This is a genomic window from Polaromonas sp. YR568 (genome assembly GCF_943372955.1).
Lineage (GTDB): Bacteria > Pseudomonadota > Gammaproteobacteria > Burkholderiales > Burkholderiaceae_C > Polaromonas.
This window is the reverse complement of the sequence record NZ_CALSAL010000004.1, coordinates 147,653-171,441: the sequence shown is the minus strand read 5'-3', so window position 1 is coordinate 171,441 and position 23,789 is coordinate 147,653. Positions and strand designations below refer to the sequence as shown.

General features: G+C 64.5%; 20 protein-coding genes. 4 read left to right on the top strand and 16 right to left on the bottom strand.

Annotation, left to right across the window (positions count from 1 at the left end):
* Window positions 1–13 precede the first annotated feature (13 nt).
* Complete coding sequence (locus AAG793_RS12455; protein ID WP_341908605.1) at window positions 14–2,062, top strand: EAL domain-containing protein; 2,049 nt, start codon at window positions 14–16, stop codon at window positions 2,060–2,062.
* A 42-nt stretch (window positions 2,063–2,104) separates the two neighbouring features.
* On the top strand, window positions 2,105–3,115 hold the full coding sequence (locus AAG793_RS12450; protein WP_341908604.1) for an asparaginase: 1,011 nt from the start codon (window positions 2,105–2,107) through the stop codon (window positions 3,113–3,115).
* Window positions 3,116–3,716: 601 nt separating this feature from the next.
* On the opposite strand, the gene AAG793_RS12445 is transcribed toward AAG793_RS12450, so the two are convergent.
* Window positions 3,717–4,529, bottom strand: a complete 813-nt coding sequence (locus AAG793_RS12445) for a UPF0149 family protein (RefSeq protein WP_341908603.1) — start codon at window positions 4,527–4,529, stop codon at window positions 3,717–3,719.
* Between the two features lie 143 nt (window positions 4,530–4,672).
* Here AAG793_RS12445 and AAG793_RS12440 point away from each other — a divergent pair, with 143 nt between their 5' ends.
* The gene (locus AAG793_RS12440; protein WP_341908602.1) at window positions 4,673–6,415 is read left to right on the top strand and encodes an FMN-binding glutamate synthase family protein; all 1,743 of its coding nucleotides are present in this window, start codon (window positions 4,673–4,675) and stop codon (window positions 6,413–6,415) included.
* Here the strand turns inward: AAG793_RS12440 and AAG793_RS12435 are convergent.
* The 14 genes from AAG793_RS12435 to argS form a co-directional block, all read right to left on the bottom strand.
* A complete protein-coding gene (locus AAG793_RS12435; RefSeq protein ID WP_341908601.1) occupies window positions 6,412–6,858 on the bottom strand; it encodes a putative toxin-antitoxin system toxin component, PIN family in 447 nt (148 codons plus the stop codon). The genes AAG793_RS12440 and AAG793_RS12435 overlap by 4 nt on opposite strands.
* On the bottom strand, window positions 6,855–8,294 hold the full coding sequence (locus AAG793_RS12430) for a THUMP domain-containing protein (protein ID WP_341908600.1): 1,440 nt from the start codon (window positions 8,292–8,294) through the stop codon (window positions 6,855–6,857). Before AAG793_RS12430 ends, AAG793_RS12435 begins: the two co-directional genes overlap by 4 nt.
* 194 nt (window positions 8,295–8,488) lie before the next feature.
* On the bottom strand, window positions 8,489–10,036 hold the full coding sequence (locus tag AAG793_RS12425; protein ID WP_341908599.1) for an RNA polymerase factor sigma-54: 1,548 nt from the start codon (window positions 10,034–10,036) through the stop codon (window positions 8,489–8,491).
* Window positions 10,037–10,267: 231 nt separating this feature from the next.
* Window positions 10,268–11,044, bottom strand: coding sequence for an LPS export ABC transporter ATP-binding protein (gene lptB / locus AAG793_RS12420; RefSeq protein ID WP_341908686.1), 777 nt, complete (start codon window positions 11,042–11,044; stop codon window positions 10,268–10,270).
* 59 nt (window positions 11,045–11,103) lie between these two features.
* Window positions 11,104–11,679, bottom strand: coding sequence for a lipopolysaccharide transport periplasmic protein LptA (lptA, locus tag AAG793_RS12415; RefSeq protein WP_341908685.1), 576 nt, complete (start codon window positions 11,677–11,679; stop codon window positions 11,104–11,106).
* Between the two features lie 165 nt (window positions 11,680–11,844).
* The gene (locus AAG793_RS12410; protein ID WP_341908598.1) at window positions 11,845–12,594 is read right to left on the bottom strand and encodes an SDR family oxidoreductase; all 750 of its coding nucleotides are present in this window, start codon (window positions 12,592–12,594) and stop codon (window positions 11,845–11,847) included.
* Window positions 12,595–12,618: 24 nt separating this feature from the next.
* Entirely contained in the window at window positions 12,619–14,010 is a 1,392-nt protein-coding gene (locus AAG793_RS12405) for an MmgE/PrpD family protein (protein WP_341908597.1), read from the bottom strand.
* On the bottom strand, window positions 14,007–15,491 hold the full coding sequence (locus AAG793_RS12400) for a tripartite tricarboxylate transporter permease (RefSeq protein WP_341908596.1): 1,485 nt from the start codon (window positions 15,489–15,491) through the stop codon (window positions 14,007–14,009). The genes AAG793_RS12405 and AAG793_RS12400 overlap by 4 nt, the downstream gene beginning before the upstream one ends.
* A gap of 3 nt (window positions 15,492–15,494) precedes the next feature.
* Window positions 15,495–16,025: a tripartite tricarboxylate transporter TctB family protein gene (locus AAG793_RS12395; RefSeq protein WP_341908595.1), complete on the bottom strand. Its 531-nt coding sequence runs from the start codon at window positions 16,023–16,025 to the stop codon at window positions 15,495–15,497.
* Window positions 16,022–16,978, bottom strand: a complete 957-nt coding sequence (locus tag AAG793_RS12390) for a tripartite tricarboxylate transporter substrate binding protein (RefSeq protein WP_341908594.1) — start codon at window positions 16,976–16,978, stop codon at window positions 16,022–16,024. The genes AAG793_RS12395 and AAG793_RS12390 overlap by 4 nt, the downstream gene beginning before the upstream one ends.
* Window positions 16,979–17,262: 284 nt before the next feature.
* Window positions 17,263–17,964 (bottom strand): GntR family transcriptional regulator, encoded by a 702-nt coding sequence (locus AAG793_RS12385; RefSeq protein ID WP_341908593.1) that lies wholly within the window; start codon window positions 17,962–17,964, stop codon window positions 17,263–17,265.
* A gap of 58 nt (window positions 17,965–18,022) precedes the next feature.
* The gene (locus AAG793_RS12380) at window positions 18,023–18,679 is read right to left on the bottom strand and encodes a thiol:disulfide interchange protein DsbA/DsbL (protein WP_341908592.1); all 657 of its coding nucleotides are present in this window, start codon (window positions 18,677–18,679) and stop codon (window positions 18,023–18,025) included.
* Between the two features lie 116 nt (window positions 18,680–18,795).
* Window positions 18,796–19,446 carry an SPOR domain-containing protein gene (locus AAG793_RS12375; protein WP_341908591.1) on the bottom strand — a complete coding sequence of 217 codons (651 nt, stop codon included), beginning with the start codon at window positions 19,444–19,446 and terminating at the stop codon, window positions 18,796–18,798.
* A gap of 64 nt (window positions 19,447–19,510) precedes the next feature.
* Window positions 19,511–21,196, bottom strand: a complete 1,686-nt coding sequence (gene argS, locus AAG793_RS12370; protein ID WP_341908590.1) for an arginine--tRNA ligase — start codon at window positions 21,194–21,196, stop codon at window positions 19,511–19,513.
* A 151-nt stretch (window positions 21,197–21,347) separates the two neighbouring features.
* On the opposite strand from argS, the gene AAG793_RS12365 reads away from it, so the two are divergent.
* Window positions 21,348–21,653 carry a PsiF family protein gene (locus AAG793_RS12365; protein WP_341908589.1) on the top strand — a complete coding sequence of 102 codons (306 nt, stop codon included), beginning with the start codon at window positions 21,348–21,350 and terminating at the stop codon, window positions 21,651–21,653.
* 62 nt (window positions 21,654–21,715) lie between these two features.
* On the opposite strand, the gene AAG793_RS12360 is transcribed toward AAG793_RS12365, so the two are convergent.
* Entirely contained in the window at window positions 21,716–23,770 is a 2,055-nt protein-coding gene (locus AAG793_RS12360; protein WP_341908588.1) for a protein kinase, read from the bottom strand.
* Window positions 23,771–23,789: the final 19 nt, after the last annotated feature.

Genomic DNA, 23,789 nt, shown 5'->3' with positions numbered 1-23,789 from the left:
TGCCATTGCGGGCATGTCCCACCCCTTGCAGGGCCTGCTGGAGCGAACCGCCAGCGCCGGCGCCTGGGCCATGCACCTGCCGAAGCAAACCGTGAAATGGACGCCGCGCCTGGCGGTGCTGTTTGGTGTGCCAGGTACCTCACCCCCGCCGTTTGACCAGCTGTTCTCGCTGTACGCCCCGGAGTCACGGGTGACGATGCGCATGCTGCTGAACGATTGCCTCACGTACGGCGACGCCTTCGACGAAGAGGTGCAGGTCGAAGTTGCTGATGGCCAGCGCATCTGGGTGAGAAGCGTGGCCGAAGCGGTGCGCGATGCCCGGGGCGAGATCACCGGCCTGCACGGCGTGGTGCAGGACCTCACCGAGCGCAAGCAGGCCGAAGCCGCATCGGTGCGGCTGAACATGCGCCTGAGCACCACACTGGCCAGCATCACAGAGGCCTTTGTGACGCTGGACACCGACGGCCGCTTCACCTACCTCAACGCGGAAAGTGAGCGACTGCTGGGCCGCGCCAGCGCCGACCTGTTCGGCAAAACACTGTGGTACACCCTGAGCGGCATGTCTGGCGGGCGGCTGCGCCGCGAGCTGCGCATGGCGCTCAACAACGGGCACCCGGTGGAGTTCGAGGAGTTTTACGCCAGCGTCGGCAAGTGGCTGGAGCTGCGCGCCTACCCGTTTGAGGAAGGTCTGGCGGTTTACTTTCGCGATGTCACCGAGCGCCGTGTCGCCAAGGAAGACGTCGAGAAACTGGCGTTCTACGACACGCTGACCCAGTTGCCCAACCGGCAACTGCTGATGGAGCGGCTGGAGGCGATGCTGTCGCAAAGTGCCGTGCCTCCGCGCATCGGTGCGCTGATGTTCATCGACCTCGACCACTTCAAGGTCATCAACGACACGCAAGGCCATGCCAAGGGCGACCTGCTGCTGCAGAAAGTCGCCAGCCGGCTGACCGCCTGCGTCCGGCACACCGACACCGTGGCGCGACTCGGCGGCGACGAATTTGTCGTGATGCTGGACGACCAGGGCGACGAGCTCAGTCAGGCCATCGCCCGCACCCGCGTGGTGGGCGAGAAAATCCTCGCCGCCCTGAGCGAGCCCTACGACCTCGCGGGCACTGACCATTACGCGACCTGCAGCATGGGCATCACCACCTTCGCACGCCAGGGCGAAAGCATTGGCGAGCTGCTCAAGCAGGCTGACCTTGCCATGTACGAGGCCAAGGCCGCTGGCCGCAACGGCCTGTGCTTTTTCGACCCGCGCATGCAGGCGGCCGCCATTGCCGGCGCCGCGCTGAATCTGGAATTGCGTCAGGGGCTGCGGGATGGCGCTTTCGAGCTGCACTACCAGCCCCAGGTCGGCAAGGAGGGGACGATGTTTGCCGTCGAGGCGCTGCTGCGCTGGCGCCATCCGCAGCGGGGGCTGGTGTTTCCGGACGAATTCATCACGCAGGCAGAAGACAGCGGCCTGATCCTGCCGCTGGGCAAATGGGTGCTGGAGACCGCCTGCGCGCAGCTTGCGCTGTGGGCACAGCGGCCAGCCACCGCCAAGCTCCGCGTGTCGGTCAACGTGAGCGTGCGGCAGTTCCGTCACCCCGAATTCGTGGAGCTGGTGATGGCCACCATCAGCCAGGCAGGCATCAATGCGCACCAGCTGAAGCTGGAGCTCACCGAAAGCCTGCTGGCCACCAACATCGAGGTGACGATTGCCAAGATGGGAGCGCTGAAGGATGCGGGCCTGACCCTTGCCATCGACGACTTCGGCATGGGGTACTCGGCCCTGTCGTACCTGAAATACCTGCCACTGGACCAGCTGAAGATTGATCGCGCCTTTGTGAAAGACATCCTCACCGACCCGAACGATGCCGCGATTGCCCGCACCATCATCGGCCTGGCCCAGAGCCTGGGGCTGGGGGTTATGGCCGAGGGCGTGGAGACCGAGGCCCAGCGCGAGCTGCTCGCGCGCTACGGCTGCGAGTGCTACCAGGGCTTTCTGTTCTCCAAGGCCTTGCCCATCGACGAGCTGGAAGTCTTCATGCAAGGCCTGCCCAAACCGGCGACCTGAGAGCGCCCTGCGCCGGCCGCAGGCATGCAGCACAATTGCCGCATGCAACACATTCCCCTGATTGAATTGACGCGCGGCGGCACGCTCGAATGCCAACATTTGGGCTCGGTCGCCGTGGTCAATACGCGCGGCCAGCTGGTCGCTCATGCGGGCAACCCGCATTGGCTGTCGTTTACCCGCTCCACCCTGAAGGCGCTGCAGGCCCTGCCTTTCATTGAGGCTGGCGGCCACCGGCAGTTCGGCTTCAGCACCCGCCAGATCGCGATGCTGTGCGCCAGCCACAACGGCGAAGACATGCACGTCACCGAAGCCCAGGGCATGCTGGAGAAAGCCGGCCTGACCTACAAGACGCTGCGCTGCGGCTGCCATGTGCCGATGCTGTTCGCGCAAACAGAGACTTCGCCCCCGGCTGGAGCGGTATTCGATGAACGCCACAACAACTGCAGCGGCAAGCACGCCGGCTTCGTCGCCTACTGCGTGCAGCACGGGCTGGATCTGGAAGACTACATCGCACCCGAACACCCGCTGCAGCAAGCCATCCGCCGCGACGTGGCACGCGCTGTCGGCCTGGACGCCAACGACCTGACCATGGGCATCGACGGCTGCTCGGCACCCAACTACGCGATGCCGCTGTCCAAGCTGGCTTACGGCTACGCACGCCTGGCCAGCGGCAGCCGCGACACTGAGTTCGGCGAGAGCTTCGCAGCGCTAGGCAACGCGATGACCGAGCACCCCGACCTGGTCTCAGGCACCGGCCGCAACGACCTCGCCTTCATGCGCGCCGGCCGCGGCGACTGGGTCACCAAGATCGGCGCCGACGGCGTGCAGGTGGTCGGCAGCAAGAGCCGTGGCGAAGCGGTTGCGTTGAAGATTCTCGACGCCAACAAGGTGGCACTGCACGCCGCCACCGTCGAGGTGCTGGACCAGCTCGGCTGGCTGGACGACGCGCAGCGCGAGGAGCTCAAGCCCTGGCGAGCGGCGACGATTGTGAATGCGCGGGGGGTGTTGGTGGGGGGAAGACGGCCGGCTTTCCGGCTGCAAGTGGGTGGCTAGGATTTTTGCGTTTTGGGATTTTTCTAAGGACTGAAGCCGGGGGTTGCCCGGCGGCGACTCACTTTCTCTTGCTTCGCCAAGAGAAAGTAAGCAAAGAGAAGGCGACCCTGGTGCCTGCGTCCCCTTCGCTTCGCTACGGGGCAACCTGCGGTGCTCGGTCCAGGCGGGGTCTGGCTAAACTCGCTTCGCTCAAACAACGCCAGCCCTGATCCGCCTGAACCTCCGCTCCTCGGCGCATTCACAAGGGGTGGAGGCAACAAGACATAAGGCAAATACCGAACTTCCCAAGGACACGCCATGGCGTGTCCTTGTTGTATTGGTTCCCGCTCCCGTATCACCCGTGTGGCTGGGCCGAGCAGCGCAGATGGAGGCGGGATCAGGGCCGCAGTTGTTTGAGCGCAGTGCAACGAAGCGAGTTCTGCGGACCCCCGCCGGAGTCGAGCAGCGCAGGTTGCCCGTAGCGCAGCGAAGGGACCCAGACTTCGGGTCGCCTTTCTTTTGGGAACTTTTCTTTGGCGAAGCAAAGAAAAGTGCCTCGCCCGCCGGGGCGAGTCCCGGCCTCAGGTCTCAGCAAACCCGAGAACCCAAAAAACCAAAAGAATCACCCCACCCCATGACACTTCTTGTACTTCTTCCCACTCCCACAATGACAAAGCTCATTGCGCCCCGGCGTCGCCTCCACCCGCACCGTCTCCACCTTCGGCCCCATGGTCTTCCACAGCTCGCGCAGGTCATACACCGCCCAGATGGCCTCGCCGAAGGCGTTGAGGCGGGCGATGCTGGTGCTGGGTGCGCCGTCTTCGCTCAGCGGTGAGACTTCGGGCGGCGCGCTGTCGTCTTCCGTCATTGCCACCACGGCCTGCAGTGCGCCATCGAGCCACTTGGCGGCATCCTTGTCGCGGGGCGGGGTCCATTCGTCGGGCCAGCTTTCCACCGCAAACATGAAGCCCAGCGCCCAGACCTGGGCGAAGGCGGGCAGCTCCTCGGCTGCAAAGCGCGCCCGTTCTTCGGGTGACATTTCGGCCACTGCGCCACGGATGTCCATGACTTCAGGGTGGTAGCAGCGCTCGTCTTCGAGTGAGTCCACTTCGGCATCGAGTGCGGTGGCGACTTCGTTCCAGCGCTGCTGCCAGAGCGCAAGAAAGCGCTCACGCTGCGCCTCACTGGCGAAAGAGCCGCCCTCGGGGTCTGCCGGCTCGCCTTCTGCGGGTGTGGCCAGCAGCACCGGCAGGTATTCGGCAGGCGCAATCGGGCGGCGTGAGCAAATCACGGCGGCCATGAAGCCTTCGCAGAACTCCCACTGGGGTGTTTCGTCGTAGCGGGTGCGCAGGTCGTCGAGGATGGCGTCCAGCTCGTCGAACTCGGCGGTGTCGAGCACGGCCGTGGGGGTGGGGGTGTAAGAAGGCGTGGTCATGAGGGACAAACGAAGGGTAAAGACAAGGCGCCGGAACAAGGTGCAGGAACAGGGCGCAAAAGGAAAGCACCAAGCGGCGCTCTTATGATGCAAAGTGTATCTGCCGCCCCCCGGCCTGAACAGGAACAAGGAAGCGACCCATCATGCTCCAGCAACTGGATTCCCGATTTCCACTCCGCTACAGCTTCATGGGCCTGTGTGCGTTCGGGGCCCTGCTGGCCCTGTTCAGTGTGGTGGCCTTTGGTGTGGGCTGGCTGGTGCTGCTGGCGTGCCTGTTTCTCGTGGGGGTGGGCGTGCACGACCTGCGCCAGACCCGCCACGCCGTGCTGCGCAACTACCCGGTCATCGGCCACATGCGCTTTCTGTTCGAGTACATCCGGCCGGAGATGCGGCAGTACTTCATTGAAAGCGACAGTGAGGCACTGCCCTTCTCGCGGGCGCAGCGCTCGCTGGTGTACCAGCGTGCCAAGGGTGAGCCCGACAACCGGCCGTTTGGCACGCAGCTGGATGTCGGGCAACAGGGCTACGAGTGGGTCAACCATTCGATGGCTCCGACCCAGCTGACAACTCATGACTTCCGCGTCTGGATTGGCGGTACGCCGGAGCAGCCTTCAGCCTCGGTCGAGCCCTGTACCCAGCCCTACCACGCCAGCGTGTTCAATATCTCGGCGCTGAGCTTCGGCTCGCTGTCGGCCAACGCCATCATGGCGCTGAACAAGGGCGCCATGATGGGCGGCTTTGCACACGACACCGGCGAGGGCTCGATCTCGCAGCACCACCGCGTGCACGGCGGCGATCTGATCTGGGAAATTGGCTCCGGCTATTTCGGTTGCCGGCATGAAGACGGCAGCTTCAACGAGGAGCGCTTTTCCGCAAACGCCAGCGACCCGCAGGTCAAGCTGATTGAACTCAAGCTCAGCCAGGGCGCCAAGCCGGGCCACGGCGGCATTCTGCCGGGGCCGAAGGTGACAGAAGAGATTGCCGCCGCGCGCGGCGTGCCGGTGGGGCAGGACTGCATCTCGCCCTCCAGCCACAGCGCGTTTTCAACGCCGGTGGAGATGATGCATTTCATCGCCAGTCTGCGGCGCCTGTCGGGCGGCAAGCCAACCGGCTTCAAGCTCTGCATCGGCCACCCGTGGGAATGGTTTGCAATTGTCAAGGCCATGCTGGAGACCGGCATCACGCCCGACTTCATCGTGGTCGATGGTGCCGAGGGCGGCACGGGCGCCGCACCGGTGGAGTTCACCGACCATGTGGGCGCGCCCCTGCAGGAAGGCCTGCTGCTGGTGCACAACACGCTGGTCGGTGTGAACCTGCGCAGCCGCGTGTCGATTGGCGCTGCAGGCAAGGTGGTGAGCGCCTTCGACATGGTACGGCTGATGGCGCTGGGCGCCGACTGGTGCAACGCCGGCCGCGGCTTCATGATGGCGCTGGGCTGCATCCAGGCGCAGAGCTGCCACACCGGCAAATGCCCGACGGGGGTGACCACCCAAGACCCGGTTCGCCAGCAGGCGCTGGTGGTGCCCGACAAGGCCGAGCGCGTGCGTAACTTTCACCGCAGCACGCTGCATGCGCTCAAGGAACTGGTGCAGGCGGCGGGCCTCAACCATCCGCAAGAGGTGAGCGCGCACCACATCGTGCGCCGCCTGACCGACACCGAAGTGCGGCTGCTCAGCAACCTCATCATGCAGGTGGAGCCGGGGGCACTGCTCGATTCGCTGGACAAGCTGCCCACCGTGTTCCGCTACTACTGGCCCCTGGCGAGCGCGCACAGCTTCCGGGCCAATGGGGTAGTGGGGGCGGTGGGTGCCGCCATCGGTGCCGCCATCGGTGCGGCCAACGATGCAGCGACCGCCCGCAGCGTGGACATTCCGCTGCCGGTTTAGTGCGCCTGCAGGTCTGCGGCGGCAGGGCTGACCATGGCCGATTGCACCGTCACGCCCAGCGCGAGCAGGCGCTTTTTCATGCACAGCACCGCGCGATCTTTGCTCAGCAAGGGCGCACGGTGCGCCACCGCCAGGTCGATGAACTTCTGGTCGTCGGCGTCACGGCAGGTCACGCGGGCCTTGGTGGCCACCGGCACCAGCCGGGCATGGCGGTCAAAGGCTGCCAGCACATCACCCGCCGCCAAACCATAGAAGGCCAGACGCGGAACGATCTGCGGATAGGCGAGCACCCGTGCCAGCTCTTCGCGCATGGCGGCAGTCGCCAGCCAGTCAGCCTCGCCCGCGACCAGCGCGGCCTTGAGCGGCTGCGCTGCCGCGTCTTTGAACACGAACACATCGAGAACGATGTTGGTGTCCAGAACGATGGCTGTGACGCCTGTCACCCCTGATCTTTCCCGCCAGCAGAAGGAGCAGCAGCCTGCGCAGGCTTGCTGCGCGCCGAGCCGGCCACCATGTCGAAGCGGAACAGCCGGCATTCGATGGGGCCGTTCCACATCGGCACACGGCGCGACTCTTTCAGGCGCATCTTGCCGGGCAGCTTCAGGTCAGGCGTGAGCACATGGGCCGTCCAGCCGGCGTAATGCTTCTTCCAGTGGGTGGCCAATTGCGGAAAGAAGTCCGAGGCTTCTTCGCCCCACGCGTTCTGCGCCTGCTCGCGCCCGGGGTTGGCGGAGCGGTCGCGTGAGGTTTCAAAGGCGGCTTCTTCGCGGGTGTCGCCGCTTTGGCGCGCGTCTTGTGGGTCGCGCATCAGGGGTTGACCGAATTCATCAATCGGCTGGTTGCGATGGTCTGTCATGGCTGGGCGAGCAACGGGGGCTTGCTGCCGCCGCTGGTCACGCCCCTGCACACCGGTGATGCCGGCCACACCCGCCACATCAATCCGCTCGCCGTAGGGCGGGTTGACCAGCATCACGCCAGCAGGCGCAGGCGGCATGCGCTGCAGGGCATCGCCACCGCGCAGTTCCACCGCGTGCGCCACACCGGCACGCTCGGCATTTCGCTCGGCAAAGTCCACCATCCGGAACGACACATCGCTGCCAAAGACCGGCGCCGTGGGCTGGGTGATGGCCGCCTCGGCCTGGTCGAGCAGGCCATCCCACACATGGGCCTGGAAGGGCAGGTATTTCTGGAAGGCAAAGCGGCGGTTGATGCCCGGTGCGATGTGGCAGGCGATCTGCGCCGCTTCAATCACGATGGTGCCGGAGCCGCAGCAGGGGTCATACAGCGGCACGCCTTGGCGGCAGAGTTCGTCCCACCCACTGGCGGCGATCATCGCGGCAGCGAGGGTCTCTTTCAGCGGCGCATCGCCCTTGTCTTCGCGCCAGCCGCGCTTGAAAAGTGGCTCGCCCGAGGTGTCGATGTAGATGGTGACGGTGTCGGTGGTCAGGTGCACATACACCCGCACATCAGGCCAGCGCGTGTCGACATCGGGTCGCACGTCGTACTTGGCGCGAAAGCGGTCGGCAATCGCATCCTTGATCTTGAGCGCTGCGAAGTTGAGGCTGGTGAGCGGGCTGTGCTGCGCGGTGATCTCGACCTTGAAGGTTTGTTTGGGCGTGAACCAGATCTCCCACGCCACATTGGCCGCCGCGTTGTAGAGGTCCTGCTCGCTGCGGTACTGGTTGTGCTGCAACTCGATCAGCACGCGCTGGGCCAGCCGGCTGTGCAGGTTGAGCTGCAGCGCATCGCGCCAAGAAGCCTGCAGCCCCACACCGGCGCGCCAGGCTTTGCCGGCCACACCAGTGATGCGCTGCACTTCGGTGGCCAGCAGGTTTTCAACGCCGGCGGCGCAAGGCAAAAACAGTTGTAGTTGGTTCATAAGTTCACGGTCGTGTCATGCAAGCAGGAGCCGCGGAACCGGCTTTGCCGGGCCGCAGGCGGAGCGGCCCCCGAGGGGCTGACGACCGCGGCTCCAAACCTGCCTGCGCAGGTTTGGACGGGAGGAAGGGCCAACGCCTCTGGCGTGGGCACGTCCAGCGAACGACACGAAGTGCGAGAGCGTGGGGGTCATTTCTACAAGGACTTACGCAAATTGGCGGGCGCCAGACGAAGAGCTTCCCGGTACTTGGCCACGGTGCGTCGCGCGCATTCAATGCCCTGCTCCTTGAGCATTTCGGAAATCTGGTTGTCGCTCAGCGGCTTCTTGGCGCTTTCCGACGACACAAACTGCTTGATGAGCGCGCGCACGGCGGTGCTCGATGCATTGCCACCCGTCTCGGTGCCCAGCGCGGAGCCGAAGAAGTATTTCAGCTCGAAGGTGCCGAAGGGCGTGCTCATGTATTTGGCGGTGGTCACGCGCGAGATGGTGGACTCGTGCAGGCCCAGCTCATCGGCAATCTCGCGCAGTACCAGCGGTCGCATGGCCAGCTCGCCGTGGGTGAAGAAATTCTTCTGGCGCTCAACGATGGCACTGCTGACGCGCAGGATGGTGTCAAAGCGCTGCTGGATGTTCTTGATGAACCAGCGCGCCTCCTGCAGCCGCTGCTGCAGCGCCGCGCCGCCCTGCCCTGCACCCTTACCACTCTGCTTGAGCGCATTGGCATAGATGTCGTGCACGCGCAGGCGCGGCATCACGTCGCTGTTGAGCGACACCTTGAAGCCGCGGCCGGCCTTGACGACGATGACATCCGGCACGATGACATTGCGCTCGACGTTGGCAAAGCGTCTGCCCGGCTTCGGGTCGAGCCGACCGATGACCGCAATAGCACCCTTGACCACCGCCTCGGGACATCCGCACAGCTGCGCCAGACGCTTCACATCGCGCTTGGCCAGCAGCTCCATCGGCTGCTTGCAGATGGCCATGGCGGCGCGGGTTTCCTCCGAGTTCTTGCAATCCAGCAACTGCAGCTCCAGGCATTCGGCCAGATTGCGCGCACCGACACCGGCAGGCTCCATGTGATGCAGCAGCTTGAGCGCCACCGCAAAGTGCTGCTCCAGCTCTTCGGTCTGCTCCAGGTCACCACCGGCCAGCCCGACGGCCAGCGAGGCCAGGCTGTCCTCAAGGTAGCCATCGTCGTTCAGCGATTCGATCAGGAAATGCAGTGCCGCCTTGTCTTCTGGCGACAGGCGCAGCCCGAGCGACTGGCGGTGCAGATGGTCCTGCAACGACTCGTGTGCCCCGACCAGATCGGACGCTTCGGTGTCGCTGTCATCGACATTGTTTTTGCGCGCCGGCGCATCGCTGCCCCACTCGCTGTCGTCAGGCGCGGTCTCGACGCTGCCATCGCCATCCCAGCTGTCCTCCAGTTTGGGCTCGGCACTGGGTTCTGCGTCGCTGGCCGTCGTGGTGCCAACATCATCGGCCCCGGACGCAGGGGCCTCAGCCACCGCAGCTTCAAACTCGCGGCTGTCCTGGCTGACCGGCGTGTTGACATGCTCCAGCCCGAACTCCTCGCGCACCGCGGTTTCCTCGGCCACTTCCAGAAACGGGTTTTCGTCGAGCATCTGCTCGACCTCCTGGCTCAGCTCCAGCGTCGACAACTGCAGCAGGCGAATCGACTGCTGCAGTTGCGGCGTCAGCGCCAGATGCTGCGAGACGCGTAAAGAAAGACCCTGCTTCATGACATCCCTACGCGCGCGATAAAGCGGGTTGGGAAGAATCAGGCCAGCGGGGGCCGCGCAACAGGCTTTGCCGGGGCGCAGCCGCCGCACCCTGCAGGGGGGAGGGAGCTACACGGAGTGAGCGACAACGGGGGGGAGTCTCAAGCGCAGCGAAGGGCCGCCCCGAGCAAGCGACGGCCCCCTCGGGGGGCAGGGAGTTACACGAAGTGAACGACCGTGGGGGCACCATGATCACATTTTGAAGTGCTCACCGAGATAAACACGGCGCACATCGGCGTTATTGACAATCTCGGACGGTGTGCCGTTGGCCAGCACATGACCGTCGCTGATGATGTAGGCGTGGTCGCAGATGCCCAGCGTCTCGCGCACGTTGTGGTCGGTGATCAGCACGCCAATGCCGCGCTGCTTGAGGAAGCCGATGATGCGCTGGATCTCGATCACGGCAATCGGGTCGATGCCGGCGAAGGGCTCGTCCAGCAGGATGAAGCGCGGCTGTGTGGCCAGCGCCCGCGCAATTTCAACCCGGCGCCGTTCACCGCCCGAGAGCGACAGTGCCGACGAGTCGCGCAGATGGTCGACCCGCAGGTCCTTGAGCAGGGTGTCGAGGCGGCGTTCGAGTTCGGCAGCGCTCAGCGGCTTGCCGGCTTCGTCGACCTGCAGTTCCAGTACAGCGCGGACGTTTTCGTCGACGGTGAGCTTGCGGAAAATCGAAGCCTCCTGCGGCAGATAGCTCAGACCCAGCCGCGCCCGCAGATGGATGGGCATGTGCTCGACCGACTGGCCGTCGATGGAAATCTGCCCCGCATCGGCACGCACCAGCCCGACGATCATGTAAAACGAGGTGGTCTTGCCGGCGCCGTTGGGGCCGAGTAGACCGACCACTTCGCCTTTCTCCACAGACACCGACACATCGCGCACCACCATGCGGCTGCCATAGGATTTTTGCAGGCCTTCGGCCACCAGCCGGCTCACAGGCCCGGCACCCTCACCAGTCAGCGCACCAGTCATGGCGCTTGATGAGTCAGTCACCACATCGGTCATCGGCAAAGGTTCTTTCGGTTGGGGGGTCACTGTCCGAGCGTGGGGCTGGGACGAAGCGCGGGGGCCGGTCCGTCCACGGGTGGCGCCACAGGGGCAGAGACGGCGCTGCGCGGGGTCAGCATGGCGCGGATGCGGCCTGTGGGGTTGGACGCGGTGCGGTTCTCGGCGCCGCCGTCGACGGTGAACACGTCGGTGTTGTTGTTGTAGACGATCAGCGAGCCGGTGGTCTCGTCGACCAGGGTGGCGCCGTTGTAGCGTCGCACCACAGCGCGCTTGATGAATTTCACCAGGTCGGCGCGGCTGTCGTACTCGATGCGCTCGCCCTCGCCTTCGATGTATTCGTCTACCCCGTCGCGCTTCTTGCGGTAGAAGGCCAGCTTGCCGGGCGCGGCGATGGACACCGCCTGCTGGTAGCCCTCCGGGTCCTGCGCCACGTCGACCCGGTCGCCGCGCACAATCGTGGTGCCCTTGGTGATCACCACATTGCCGGTGAACACGCTGGTTTGTTTCAAATCGTCATAGCGCAGCGCGTCGGCTTCTGCGTTCATGGGCTTGTCGCGGTCGGCTTTTTCAGCAAAAACCGGAAACACCGCTCCCAACATCAGCACGCCTGCAAGCACGAGGCGCGGCAGGGGAAATCTTGTAAGGCACGAATCTTGCTGTCGGGTCATGCGTCCCATTGTAGCGAGGCCACATGGCTGTGGCACCGCGCAGCCACCCAGCGGTGGGGTATTTATCTGGTCTGGCCCACCTCAGTGGCCCAGATTTCAGCTGCCCAGGTAGGTACCGCCGTTGACGTGCAGCACCTGCCCAGTCACAAAGCGGGCCTCCATGCCGGCCAGCCAGGCTACCGATGCGGCCACTTCGTCAGCGGTGCCGCGCCGTCCCAGCAGGGGCTGGTGTTTGGCATGGTGTGCGGGCACGGCGTGCGAGCTGCTGCTGCGCCGCACGGTGTCGATCATGCCTGGGGACACGCAATTGACCGTCACGCCGCGCGGCGACAGGTCGTGCGCCAGCGCCCGTGTCAGCCCGACCAGCCCGGCCTTGGCCGTGACCACATGCACCCGGTCGGCTGCACCGGTGTGTGCGGTCAAGCCACCCACATTGACGATGGCGCCCGCCGGTGATTCCACCAGCAGGGGTAGCGCGGCCTGAGAACAGAAAAAGGCGCCGTCCAGCACCACCGCGAGCGTGGTGTGCCAATCGGATTCGGTGACGTCGGCCAGCGGAGCCTCATGCCGGATGGCGGCGTTGTTGACCAGCACATCCAGCCGGCCCCAGTGAGCCTTGACCTGTTCCACCATGGCCTGCACTGCCGTGCGGCTGGTGACATCGGCCATGCACAGCATCGCGGGCACACCGAGGGCGGTCAACTCATCAACCACCGCCTGGCCTTCGGCCTGTGAGCTGCGCACATTCACGGCTACCGCCAGACCCGCGCGGCCGAGGTGCAGCGCAATCGCGCGACCAATGTTGCGGCCGGCCCCTGTGACCAGCGCGACCCGTTTTTCCTGCATGAGATTCTCTTTCTTTGCGCCGTTTCAGGCGGTGGCAGCGGGCAAGGCCAGCAATGACAGATCGACCCGGGGCGCATCGAAGGTCTGGCGCAGCATGGCCAGCATGGCCTGGGCCTGCGGTGCCTCCACGCCGCCGTGGCGGCAGTTGGCAAAAAACTTCTGTTCCAGATCAGCGGCGCTCAGCGGGTGATCGGCACCGCCCTTGAAGAAGCCCTGCCGCGCCTCCTTCACCTGGCCATCCTGCAGGGTCACGCGGACGTGGCCGGTGAACTGTTTGGGATAGGGGTTGTTCGGGTCCACCATGTAGCTGATCTTGCCGGCGAGTGCGCGCAGGTCAGCACGCTGAACCATGGCTTCGGTGTATTCGCTGAGCCCCGCGTCGTCGAGCAGCAGCCCGGCCGCAATCGCATAGGGCACGCTGAACTTGGCCGCATACGCATTCGGTGGCGACTGCTTGAGCGCCAGCGGCTCCCACAGCCGGTGCACGATGCCTTCGGCAGTCTCGCACTCGATCTTCACGATCTGCGACAGGTCCAGCCCATCGCGACGCAGCGCGCGTGCGCAGTCGATGTAGGGGTGGGCCATGGTGCCGCAGGCATAGGGCTTAAAGGCAATCGTGGTCCAGATCCAGTTTTTGCCAAATCCGTCCAGCATGGCCTCGAAGTTGCCATCGGTGGTGTTGGCAAAGCCATGGAAAAGGCCGTGCGAACCTTCAAATACCGTGGCCGGCCCCTTGAAACCGGCTTGCGCCAGACGCACCGCGCGGTAACCCGACTGCGCTGCCCAGCCTGGGTGCATGCGCTTGGTCCAGGCGCCGTCGGCCAGGTATTCGATGACGCCGGAGGCCATGCTGCCCGCAATGCCAAAGGCGTTGACGAGTTGCTCCTCGGTGAGGCGCAACGCGGCGCCCACACCCGCCACGGCGCCCATCACGCCAAAAATGGCGGTCGGATGAAAACCGGCCTTGTGCACCTTGGTCGGCGCGACCGCACACAGGCGGCACATCACCTCGACACCGATGGCGAGACCCCGCAAGGTGTCGGCACCGCTGAGCTGGTGGCGCTGCGCGGCAGCCAGCATGGCCGGCACCATCACCACACCGGCGTGCACCGGACCGCCCTCGTAGGTGTCGTCAAAGTCCTCGCCGTGGGCGGCGATGCCGTTGACGAAAGACGCCGCCTCGACGCCAAAGCCCTGGTTGAATCCGATGACGGTGCACGGCCCATCCTGTTCGACCGAGGCCAATGCGGCCTGCACATAAGACTCCGAACGTGCGGCCAGGCAGATGCCGGTAATGTCCATCAGCAGCCGGTCGCCGGTGGCGCGCGCTGCGGCGCCAGATTGGGGTTCAGCGCTGCAGATGCCTTTGGCCAAGCGTTGCGAGACAGTGAGGGAATCAACTTGCGGGCCACTCATGGCTTCTTGCCTTTCGACGCTGAAAACTCTTTCCAGCCGGTGTAAGCGGTCAGAGCGAATGCCGTGATCAACAGACCCAGCGAGACCTTGTCGGTCAGGAAAATGCTGTGCTCGCCACCCGAGATCAGCAGGCTGCGGCGGTAGTTGGACTCCACCAGATAACCCAGCACCAGGCCCAGCACCAGCGGCAACACCGGCAGGCGGAGCAACCGCATGCCATAGCCCAGCACGCCCACCGCCAGGACAATACCCACCTCAAAAATGCTTTGGTGAATCGCGTACACGCCGGACATCACCAGCGCCAGGATGAAGGCGATCAAATAGGGCTTGGGGCGGTTCACCAGCCAGATGCAGGGCGAGAGGATCACCAGCCCGATCAGCAGCATCGCGATGTTGGCAAACAGCAGCCCGCCATACAGCCCCCACACCACCTCGGGTGCTTTTTCAAACAGCATGGGCCCGGGTTGCAGGCCGTGAATCAGGAAACCGCCGAGCAAAATGGCTGCGGAGTTGGAACCGGGGATGCCCAGGCTGAGCAGCGGCACCAGTGCAGTGGCAGTGACCACGTTGTTCGCAGACTCGGGCGCAGCAATGCCTTCGGGCGAGCCATGACCGAATTCCTCGGGTTTTTTGGACCAGCGCTTGGCCTCCGAGTACGCCATGAAGGCTGCCACCGTACCGCCCGCGCCGGGCGTCACACCTTCAAAGGTACCAATTGCGGCACCAATCGCCTGCGGCTTGAACAGGCGCTTGCTCATGGCCCAGTTCGGAAGCTTTAGCCTGGCTTCGGATTTGCTCGCCTTGGCCCAGGCGGGCTCGCCAATCTGCACCAGCATTTCGGTCACGGCAAACAGGCCGACCATGATCAGGATGGGCTTGATGCCGCCCAGCAGATCGGCCGACCCGAACGTGAAACGTGGCACGCCCGACACCGGGTCGCTGCCGATGAAGGCAATCATCAGGCCGATGCAGGCGGTGATCAGACCGCGTAACAGCGAACCACCCGACAAGCCGGCAATCACCGACAGGCCGAGGATTCCGAGCGAGAAATAGGCAGCAGGTGTGAATGCCAGCGCGACCTTGGCGAGGCTCTCCGTTGCCAGCACCAGCACCAGCAGACCAAACAGCCCGCCCCACATGCCCGACATCAAGGAAATACCCAGCGCCTCTCCAGCCCGGCCCTGACGCGCCATTTCGTAGCCGTCAATCACCGTGGCCGAGGCCGAATTGGTGCCCGGCGTTCGAATCAGGATAGCCGGTATGGAGCCGCCGTATTCAGCGCCCACATACACACTGGCCAGCAGCACGATGGCGATTGTCGGGTCCATGCCAACGGTGAATGGCAGCAACAACGCCATCGCAATCGATGGAGAGATACCGGGAAGCGCGCCGCCCAGAATGCCCCACAGCACACCGGCGAAAGCCGCCACCACCACCCACAGCGAAGCCAGGTTGGTGAGAGAGTCGATAAAGCCAGTCATTGTTCAGAACCCCAACCAGGCGAGCCACACGCCGGTGGGCATGCCAACCTTCAGCGCAAAAGAAAAAAGGAACCACAGCACCAGCGCACCACCGACTGCCGTCAACCACAGGGTGCGGGCGCCGCGGGCGCCGCCCAGCCAGGCCGCAGACACCAGCAACAGGATCACCGCCGGAAGGTAACCGCCGAACGGCAGGAACACCATGTAAGCCACCAGAATCAGCAACAGACCAGCCGCCAGCAGGTGGGCCTTGCGCCTGGATTCCGCTGGTTCACTGGCTGTGTCATTGGGCGATTCAGGCGCATCAGGCGCCTTGTCGGCAGCGACTGCAGCCGGCTTGCGCTGGATGAAGGTTTTCGCCATCAGCGCCAGCGAGGCCAGAAACATCAGGGCGCCGACGCCGACGGGCACACCAGAGGCGCCGACCGCGTCTGCCAGCATGCTGTCTTCAATGGTCCGCGCCTGCCAGATGTACAAGGTCGACACGACCATCCCGAGCGCACCAGCAATGCGCTCGCCGGAGCTTTCGGTCATTTGATGATGCCGAGTTCTTTGAAGGACAAGGTGGTTTCAGCGGCCACATCAGCAGTGAAGCGGCGAGCGGCTTCGCGGCCCAGCACCATGGGCGTCAGGTGCTCTTTGGTGTATTCAGCCTTGTAGGCGGGCAGGGCCAGCACTTTCTTGACGGCATCTTCCCAGGCCTTGGCCACGTTGTCAGGCATGCCCTTGGGTGCTGCGAGGCCACGGAATTTGCGCACCACCACATTGAGGCCCTGCTCCTTGGCGGTGGGCAGTTGCGGCAGGCTTTCGATGCGGGTCTCGGACAGCGTGGCCAGCAGGCGGATCTTGCCGGCTTCGAGCTGGCCCTGGATTTCCTGCATCTCGCCGACGCCGATGTCGTAGGTGCCATTGAGCACGCCGATCATCTGGTCACCACCGCCTTCGTGACTGATGATGGGCACCTTCACGCCACCGGCTCGCGCCAGCTTTTCCATCGCGATGCGCTCCAGCGACGCCGGGTTGGAAGCACCCCAGCGCGATTTGCCCGGGTTGGCCTTGGCATGCGCCACCACATCGGCGAGCGTCTTGAAGGGAGAATCGGCGCGGGTGAAGATGACTTCGGGGTCGATGAAGATGATGACGACCGGGTCCAAGCCGTCGTAGCCGACCTGCGGCTTGGACAGCAGCGTGGTCTGGATGTAGGTCGGCGTGGTGCCGTAAAGGATGGAGCCATCGGCCGGCCCTTTGGCCACATGCGCCACCGCCGTCGCACCGCTGCCGCCGCGAATGTTCTCGACGGCAAAGCTGGTCTTCATCACGCCGCCCAGATGCTTGGTCAAGGCACGCAGGAACACGTCCGTTCCGCCGCCCGGGCTGGAATGCGTGACCAGGGTCACACGGTTGACCGGGTAGTCGGCTTGCGCCAATGCGGTGGTACTGGCGCACAAGGCGAGCAGGCCGGACGCCAGCAGCGTTTTGATCATCATGGGTTTGTCTCCGTCTTGGTTGTATCGTTTCGCGCAGCCTCGCCGGACGATCCCGGTGGCTGCAGGCCATTGCACACCCGCAAGGGTTTCGCGTCAACGGCGGAACGGCCCGGCTTTGTCTGCGCCAGAAAGCCTGTTCCACCAGCCAGACTGGCGCTGGAACAGAGCCGCCTGGGGTGCGAAGGCGTCAAAAAATTATAACGACGACCCCTCAACTGTCAACAGTTTACTTTTCACTGACACGTGAGCGATTTCGCGTCCGGCCCTGGGCCGCAATCAACAGATCAGTGGGTTTCGACCGAGCTCGCCAGCCGCGTCCAGCCGCGCGCCACATGCAGCGACAGCAGCCGTTCAGCCTCAGCCGCATCGCGGCGCTCCAGCGCGTCAAGGATCTGGCGGTGTTCCTGGTTGGAGGTCTTCAGGCTGCCCTGATGCACCAGCCCCCGGCGGCGGAACAAGTGGGTGCGGTTGACGATGGACAGGTAGAGATCGGCCAGCGTCTGGTTGCTGGCGATTTTGACGAGCAGATCATGGAACTCGAGGTTGAGCGCGTAGTAGCGCGACATGTTTTCGGCCTGGGCGGCATCCTCCATGGCGGACACCAGTGCACGCACATCGGCAAGCGCCGCATCCGTCGCGCGTTCTGCAGCGAGGCGACCGATCAACCCAGACAGGGCGCCGCGCACTTCATACAGTTCGCGCGCGTCGTCCAGCGTGATCTCGCGCACAAACACGCCCTGGTTCACCACGCTGGCCAGCAAACCCGCCTCTTCCAGACTGCGGCAGGCCTCGCGCACCGGACCCCGGCTCACGCCGAGGCGGATGGCCAATTCGCTCTCGTTGATGCGGACACCCGCCGACAGCTCACCCGAGGCAATCAGGGTGGCAATTTCCTCGCGCACGATGGTCGTCAGCGTGCGCGAACGTCGCTGCTGGATCTGCTCCAGCGCGGACGACGAGGTGGGGGTGGACGGGGATTTGCTCATGCGGGCGGCGATTCTACGCCCAGGCGTTCCGCGCCCTCACGGCAACCCGATGGACCGGTCAGGAGGTCTTGCCGCGGGACTGGCCGATCAGATAGTCGGTCACCTGCAGGGCGCGACCCATGTGCTGAGCCAGATTGCCCGAGGTGAAGTAGCGGCCGGCCACACCGATCGAAGGCACGCCATCGACCTGGTAAAAATCCTGCAGCTGGGTGGCCTTGCGCACCTTGCTGCTGACCGAGAACGAGTTGTACAGCTCGGTGAACTGGGCCCGGGCAATGCCCTGCTTTTCGGCCCAGCCGGCGATCAGGTCAAAGGTGTTGAGCGGCTGCTTCTCGACATGGATCGCGTAGAACACTTTCTTCTGCAACTCGTCGACCTTGCCCAGACTCTCCAGCACGTAGTAGAGGCGCTGCTGGGGCTCGAAGTCGGGGCGGAAAGACACGGGTGCGCGACGGAACGACACATCCTTGGGCAGTCGTTTGACCCAGACTTCCAGCTGCGGCTCGAACGCGTTGCAGTGCGGGCAGCTGTACCAGAAAAATTCCACCACCTCGATCTGCCCGGCACCAGCCTCGGTCGGCGCCCGCTTGTCCAGCGCCAGAAAATCCTTGCCTTCCTTGAAGGCCGTTTGTGCCAGCACCGTCTGCGGCACGCCAGCGCCCAGAGCCACAGCGGCGGCCGAAGCGGCCGAAAGCGAAAACGCACGTCGTTGCATTGAATCTCTCTCCTGAAAATACGGAAATCACTGCGGCAGATCTGCCACCATGCCCTGTTGGTGCCGCAGCACCGGCAAAAGTTCAGTTCACCGGGTGCCCGCCCGCGAAGGTGGCGTCAGCGCTGCACTCGCACCAGCGCAGTCTCGATGGAGTTGTTGTCCAGCCGCTCCTTGGCCTTGTCGGCGTCTTCCTTGCGGTCAAACGGCCCCAACCGGACGCGGTACACCGTGCGCCCGGACTGCTCGCGCTCGGTCACCTTGGCCTGCATGCCCAACAGCGACAGCTTGACGCGCTGGGCTTCGGCGTCCTCCGGTGTGCGGAATGCACCGGCCTGAACAAAATAGCTGAAGGGGTCCACGGTGGCGCTGCCAGCTGGCGCGCCGCCCGGGCCCACCGCTTCCGACTTGGCCTTGGCCAGATCGCCCAGAGGATCGTTCGACGCCGGCGGTTTGGCCGTCTTGGCCGGCGCCTCGACCGTGGCCGGAGGCCCCGGCGGCACCACTGGTGCATTGGCATCGGTCACCTCGCCAGAGGCCGAAGGCGTGGACGGCTTGGCCGGGGTCTTGCCCGCCAATGGCGCGTTGGGGTTCCAGTCCTTGTTCTTGCGTGCTTCGGCAGCATCGCTGTCAGGGCTGCGCGACTGGCTCTTGTTCATGAAAGGCACCGGCACCTTGGTGATGTACACCGCCACGGCCAACGCCGCACCGAGCCCGATCAGCGCACCAATAATCAAACCCAGTAGGGTTCCGCCTCGTTGTTTTTTCATACCACGCCCAACTTCGTTGCCGTCTCCGGAATGCCTGAATGCTATCGCCGCCATCATGTGGCCATCACATCTTGCGCGGGGCGCTCACGCCCAGCACTGCCAGACCATTGTGCAACACCTGCGCGGTCGCGGCGACCAGCGCCAGCCGGGCCCGCTTGACGTCTTCTTCCTCGACCAGAATGCGCTCGGCGTCGTAGTAGCTGTGGTAGCAGGCTGCCAGCTCGCGCAGGTAAAACGCCACGTCGTGCGGCGCAAAGCCCTGCGCGGCGCCGGTCAGCATCTCGGGGTATTTGGCAAGCAATAGCATCAGTGCCTGGGCCTGCGGGCTGGTCAGCGGAGACAGGTCGGCTGACTTCAGGCTGGCCTCATCACCGCCCTGCGAGGCCCAGGTGGTGAGGATGGAGCAGATGCGGGCATGCGCGTACTGCACGTAGTACACCGGGTTCTCGTTGTTCTTGGCAAGCGCTAGGTCAATGTCGAAGATGTATTCAGTGTCCGGTTTGCGGCTGAGCAGGAAAAAGCGCACTGCATCCGCGCTGGTCCACTCGATCAGGTCGCGCAGCGTCACATAACTGCCGGCACGCTTGGAAATCTTGACCTCTTCACTGTTGCGCACCACACGCACCATGGTGTGCAGCACGTAGTCGGGGTAGCCGGCAGGCACGCCTTCGCCAGCGGCCTGCAAACCGGCACGCACGCGGGCGATGGTGCCATGGTGGTCCATGCCCTGAATGTTGACGGCCTTGGCAAAGCCGCGCTCCCACTTGGCGAGGTGGTAAGCCACATCCGGCACGAAGTAGGTGTAGCTGCCGTCGCTCTTTTTCATCACGCGGTCTTTGTCGTCGCCGTAGTCGGTGGACTTGAGCCAGAGCGCACCGTCCTGCTCGTAAGTCTTACCCGCCTCTTTCAGTTTGGCCACAGCAGCGTCAACGCGGCCGGAGCTGTAGAGGCTGGATTCGAGGTAGTAGTTGTCAAAGCGGACGGAGAAGGCCTTGAGGTCCAGGTCCTGCTCATGGCGCAGATAGGCCACCGCGAACTGGCGGATGCTGTCGATGTCTTCCACATCACCCGATGCGGTGAACTCGCGGTCATCCGACTTGACAGTCTTTTTGGCGAGGAAGTCCGCCGCGATGTCAGCGATGTAATCACCGTTGTAGGCCGGCTCGGGCCAACCGGCGTCGCCGGGCTTCAGGCCCTTGGCCCGCGCCTGGGTGCTGTTGGCCAGCGTCTGGATCTGCACGCCCGCATCGTTGTAATAGAACTCGCGCCAGACCTTGGCACCCTGCGTGGCAAACAGGTTGCAGATGGCGTCTCCCAGCGCCGCCTGACGACCATGGCCCACGTGCAGTGGCCCAGTCGGGTTGGCCGAGACGAACTCGACAATCATCTTGCGGTCGCCATCGGCGGGCTGCTCGCCGTAGCACGGCCCGGCAGCCAGCACCTCGCGTACCGTCTCCTGTTTGGCGGCTGGCTTGAGGCGGATGTTGATGAAGCCGGGACCGGCAATTTCCACCGCGTCCACCCAGCGTTCAAAAGCAGGCGCCTGGCGCAGCAGCGCGCACAGGGCTTCTGCCGTCTGGCGCGGATTCTGCTTCAAGGGCTTGGCCAGCTGCATCGCGGCCGTGCAGGCGAGGTCGCCATGGGCGGCGACTTTCGGGGATTCAAAGGCGGCGCGGGCGCCAGCGCCCGGCGAGAGTTCTTCCAGTGCCGCCGCGAGCGCGGTCAGCAGGTCTTTTTTGATCGAGAGCATCGCCTGATTTTACGGTTAAGCCATTGGTGACCCGACCTTTGGCAAGGGATGGCTTGCAGCCGCACCCGTCATCGCATTTGCCGCGCGGGGCGTTATGTGCTGGAATCCCAAGTGGAATTCAATTCCGAACCACAACCCCCGAGGAGCCACCATGAAGAAGTCACTTTCACTGATCGCTATTGGTTTTGCCGTGTCCATGACCTTCGCTCCACTGACGCACGCGGCAGACGCGCCCGCCAAGACGGCACAGCAGAACAAGATGACCACCTGCAACAAGAGCGCCGAGGGCAAGAAAGGGGACGAGCGAAAAGCCTTCATGAAGGAGTGCCTGAGCGCCAAGGACGACACCCCGACCACCCAGCAAGGCAAGATGAAAGTCTGCGCCGCTGAAGGCAAAGGCAAGAAGGGCGACGAGTACAAAGCCTTCATGAAAGAGTGCCTCAGCAAGAAGGCTTGAGGTCACGCAGCCCAGCGTAGTCCGCTGGCTGCTCTTTTCCTTTCCGCCTGTGCGGGGACGTCTCAGCCGCGCAGGCTGGCCAGGTCGTCCACCAGCGCCTGCGCCGAGTGGTAGCGCTGCTCCGGGTCCTTGGCCATCAGCTTGTTGACGATGGGCTGTAGCGCTGCGTGGGCCGGCGGCAAGGCGGGCGTGTCGGCATGCAGGTGGCGAGCCAGCAGCAGCTCCAGCGATTCGGCCACGAACGGCCGTCGGTTGGCCAGCATCTCGAAGAACATCACGCCCAGGCTGTAGAGGTCTGACTGCGCCGTCACGTCCTTGCCGGTGACCTGCTCCGGGCTCATGTAATAAGGCGTGCCGACCACATCGCCATGGCGGGTCTGGGTGAAGCCGAGGTTCTGCGTCTGCAGCATCGACTTGGCAATGCCGAAGTCGGCCAGCGCCGCACTGCCGTCGGCGCGCAGCATCACGTTTTCGGGTTTCACGTCGCGGTGCACGATGCCGTTCTCGTGGATGGCCGAGAGGGCTTGGGCGATCTCGCTGACAAGCGTCACGGCCTGCGCCTGCGTCATGTCGGGGCCGAACAGGTTGCGCAGGTCGCCGCGCTCGAAATACTCCATCGCGATGTAGGCGTGCTCGTCGGTGAAACCCTGGTCGTAGATGCGGATGACGTGCGGGTGGTCAATCTTGCTGAGCAGCGCGTACTCCTGGATGAAGCGCACCAGATGCTCGGAGGCCTCCTTGCCACGCGAGTCCAGCACCTTGAGCACCACCGGCAGACCATCGGACTCGCGCTCGCTGAGGTACACCTCGGTCATGCCGCCGGCGCCGATCTTGCGCGTGATGCGGTAGCCCTTGAGGCGAACCGGCTCGTCGTTGGCATCAAAGCGAATGGCCTTGAGCGCGGAGAGCTTGGCGTCCAGCGCACCCTTCACCGCCCGCGCGGTGATGTCGGAGTTGGCGCGCACCGCCTCGCTGATATCGTCGGCGCGCTCGGTCAGACTGGCCATGCCGTGGATCTTGTCGTCCATGCTGGTGACCAGTCCGGTGACTTCGGCCACCTCCACCGCCAGGTTCTTGCCCGGCACCACCAGTGAGGTGCGAACCCCCGTCTGGATGCCTTCGCCCGCACGGTCCAGCGTCTCGGTGCTGGCCATCACGGTCCAGCCGGTTTCTTCGGTGGCGCTTTCCAGTCGCGACGCGAGGGTGACGGTTTCGCCCACCGGCGTCAGCTCCTTGCTCTGGTGCGTGCCCAGCCGGCACAGCGTGACCGGCCCGCTGTGGATGCCCACACCCACCGCAAAGGGCGGCAGGCCCCGCGTGCCATAACGCTGGTCAAGCCAGTGCCGGAACTCATGGGTGGCCAGCACCATCGCCAGCGCCGCCGACACGGCGCGGCGCGAGGCCTGCAGTGGCGAACCGGTAGCGGTGTCGGAGAACACCGCCATCAGCCCGTCACCAATGAATTTCAGGTGGCTGCCGCTGTTCTTCAGCACCGGCTCGGACACCCGCTCGAAATACTCGGTGAGCAGTTCAGACACTTCGCTGCCGTTGAGCTTCTCGGCCAGCGAGGTGAAATTGCGGATGCTGGCCACCAGCACCGTGGCATCTGCCAGGGTTTCGGTTTCGGCCGAGGTCGGTATGTCCACCTGCACCTTGGTCGGCCTGCCGCCGCTGATGCTGGTGGCAAAGGCGGCACGCAGCCGCTGCTCGCCGGCTGCCAGTTCCGAATCGATGGCGCCACGCACCCGTGCCTGTTTTTTCAGTTGCGCATGCACCGCATCAAGCAACTCGGCACGGCTGAACGGTTTCGACAGGTAGTCGTCTGCGCCCGAAGTCATGCCGCGGCGCATGCTCTCGCGATCGTCCAGCGCCGTGAGCAGCATGAAGGGAATGTTGGCAATCGCCGGATCGGCGCGCAGCGCCGCCAGCAGTTCAAAGCCGTTCAGCCCAGGCATGCCGACATCGGAGATCACCAGGTCCGGCTGCAGCGCCAGCACCTGCTCCAGCCCCGTGCTGCCGTCGGGTGCAGCGGCGGTGTCGAAGCCCTCCAGTTTCAGCAGGCGAACGATGTTGCTGCGGATGGCGTCGTCGTCTTCAACGATCAGGATCAGGGCCATGGCGCAGTCTGCTCCTTGC

Excerpts from the sequence above, each read along its gene's own strand:
- AAG793_RS12375 (WP_341908591.1), bottom strand. The coding sequence starts at position 19,446 with ATGAAAAAACAACGAGGCGGAACCCTACTGGGTTTGATTATTGGTGCG.
- AAG793_RS12445 (WP_341908603.1), bottom strand. The coding sequence starts at position 4,529 with ATGACCACGCCTTCTTACACCCCCACCCCCACGGCCGTGCTCGACACC.
- AAG793_RS12365 (WP_341908589.1), top strand. The coding sequence starts at position 21,348 with ATGAAGAAGTCACTTTCACTGATCGCTATTGGTTTTGCCGTGTCCATG.
- AAG793_RS12455 (WP_341908605.1), top strand. The coding sequence starts at position 14 with ATGTCCCACCCCTTGCAGGGCCTGCTGGAGCGAACCGCCAGCGCCGGC.
- AAG793_RS12440 (WP_341908602.1), top strand. The coding sequence starts at position 4,673 with ATGCTCCAGCAACTGGATTCCCGATTTCCACTCCGCTACAGCTTCATG.
- argS (WP_341908590.1), bottom strand. The coding sequence starts at position 21,196 with ATGCTCTCGATCAAAAAAGACCTGCTGACCGCGCTCGCGGCGGCACTG.
- AAG793_RS12360 (WP_341908588.1), bottom strand. The coding sequence starts at position 23,770 with ATGGCCCTGATCCTGATCGTTGAAGACGACGACGCCATCCGCAGCAAC.
- AAG793_RS12410 (WP_341908598.1), bottom strand. The coding sequence starts at position 12,594 with ATGCAGGAAAAACGGGTCGCGCTGGTCACAGGGGCCGGCCGCAACATT.
- AAG793_RS12425 (WP_341908599.1), bottom strand. The coding sequence starts at position 10,036 with ATGAAGCAGGGTCTTTCTTTACGCGTCTCGCAGCATCTGGCGCTGACG.
- AAG793_RS12430 (WP_341908600.1), bottom strand. The coding sequence starts at position 8,294 with ATGAACCAACTACAACTGTTTTTGCCTTGCGCCGCCGGCGTTGAAAAC.
- AAG793_RS12380 (WP_341908592.1), bottom strand. The coding sequence starts at position 18,679 with ATGCAACGACGTGCGTTTTCGCTTTCGGCCGCTTCGGCCGCCGCTGTG.
- AAG793_RS12390 (WP_341908594.1), bottom strand. The coding sequence starts at position 16,978 with ATGATGATCAAAACGCTGCTGGCGTCCGGCCTGCTCGCCTTGTGCGCC.
- AAG793_RS12385 (WP_341908593.1), bottom strand. The coding sequence starts at position 17,964 with ATGAGCAAATCCCCGTCCACCCCCACCTCGTCGTCCGCGCTGGAGCAG.
- AAG793_RS12400 (WP_341908596.1), bottom strand. The coding sequence starts at position 15,491 with ATGACTGGCTTTATCGACTCTCTCACCAACCTGGCTTCGCTGTGGGTG.
- lptA (WP_341908685.1), bottom strand. The coding sequence starts at position 11,679 with ATGTTGGGAGCGGTGTTTCCGGTTTTTGCTGAAAAAGCCGACCGCGAC.
- AAG793_RS12450 (WP_341908604.1), top strand. The coding sequence starts at position 2,105 with ATGCAACACATTCCCCTGATTGAATTGACGCGCGGCGGCACGCTCGAA.
- lptB (WP_341908686.1), bottom strand. The coding sequence starts at position 11,044 with ATGACTGGTGCGCTGACTGGTGAGGGTGCCGGGCCTGTGAGCCGGCTG.
- AAG793_RS12405 (WP_341908597.1), bottom strand. The coding sequence starts at position 14,010 with ATGAGTGGCCCGCAAGTTGATTCCCTCACTGTCTCGCAACGCTTGGCC.
- AAG793_RS12395 (WP_341908595.1), bottom strand. The coding sequence starts at position 16,025 with ATGACCGAAAGCTCCGGCGAGCGCATTGCTGGTGCGCTCGGGATGGTC.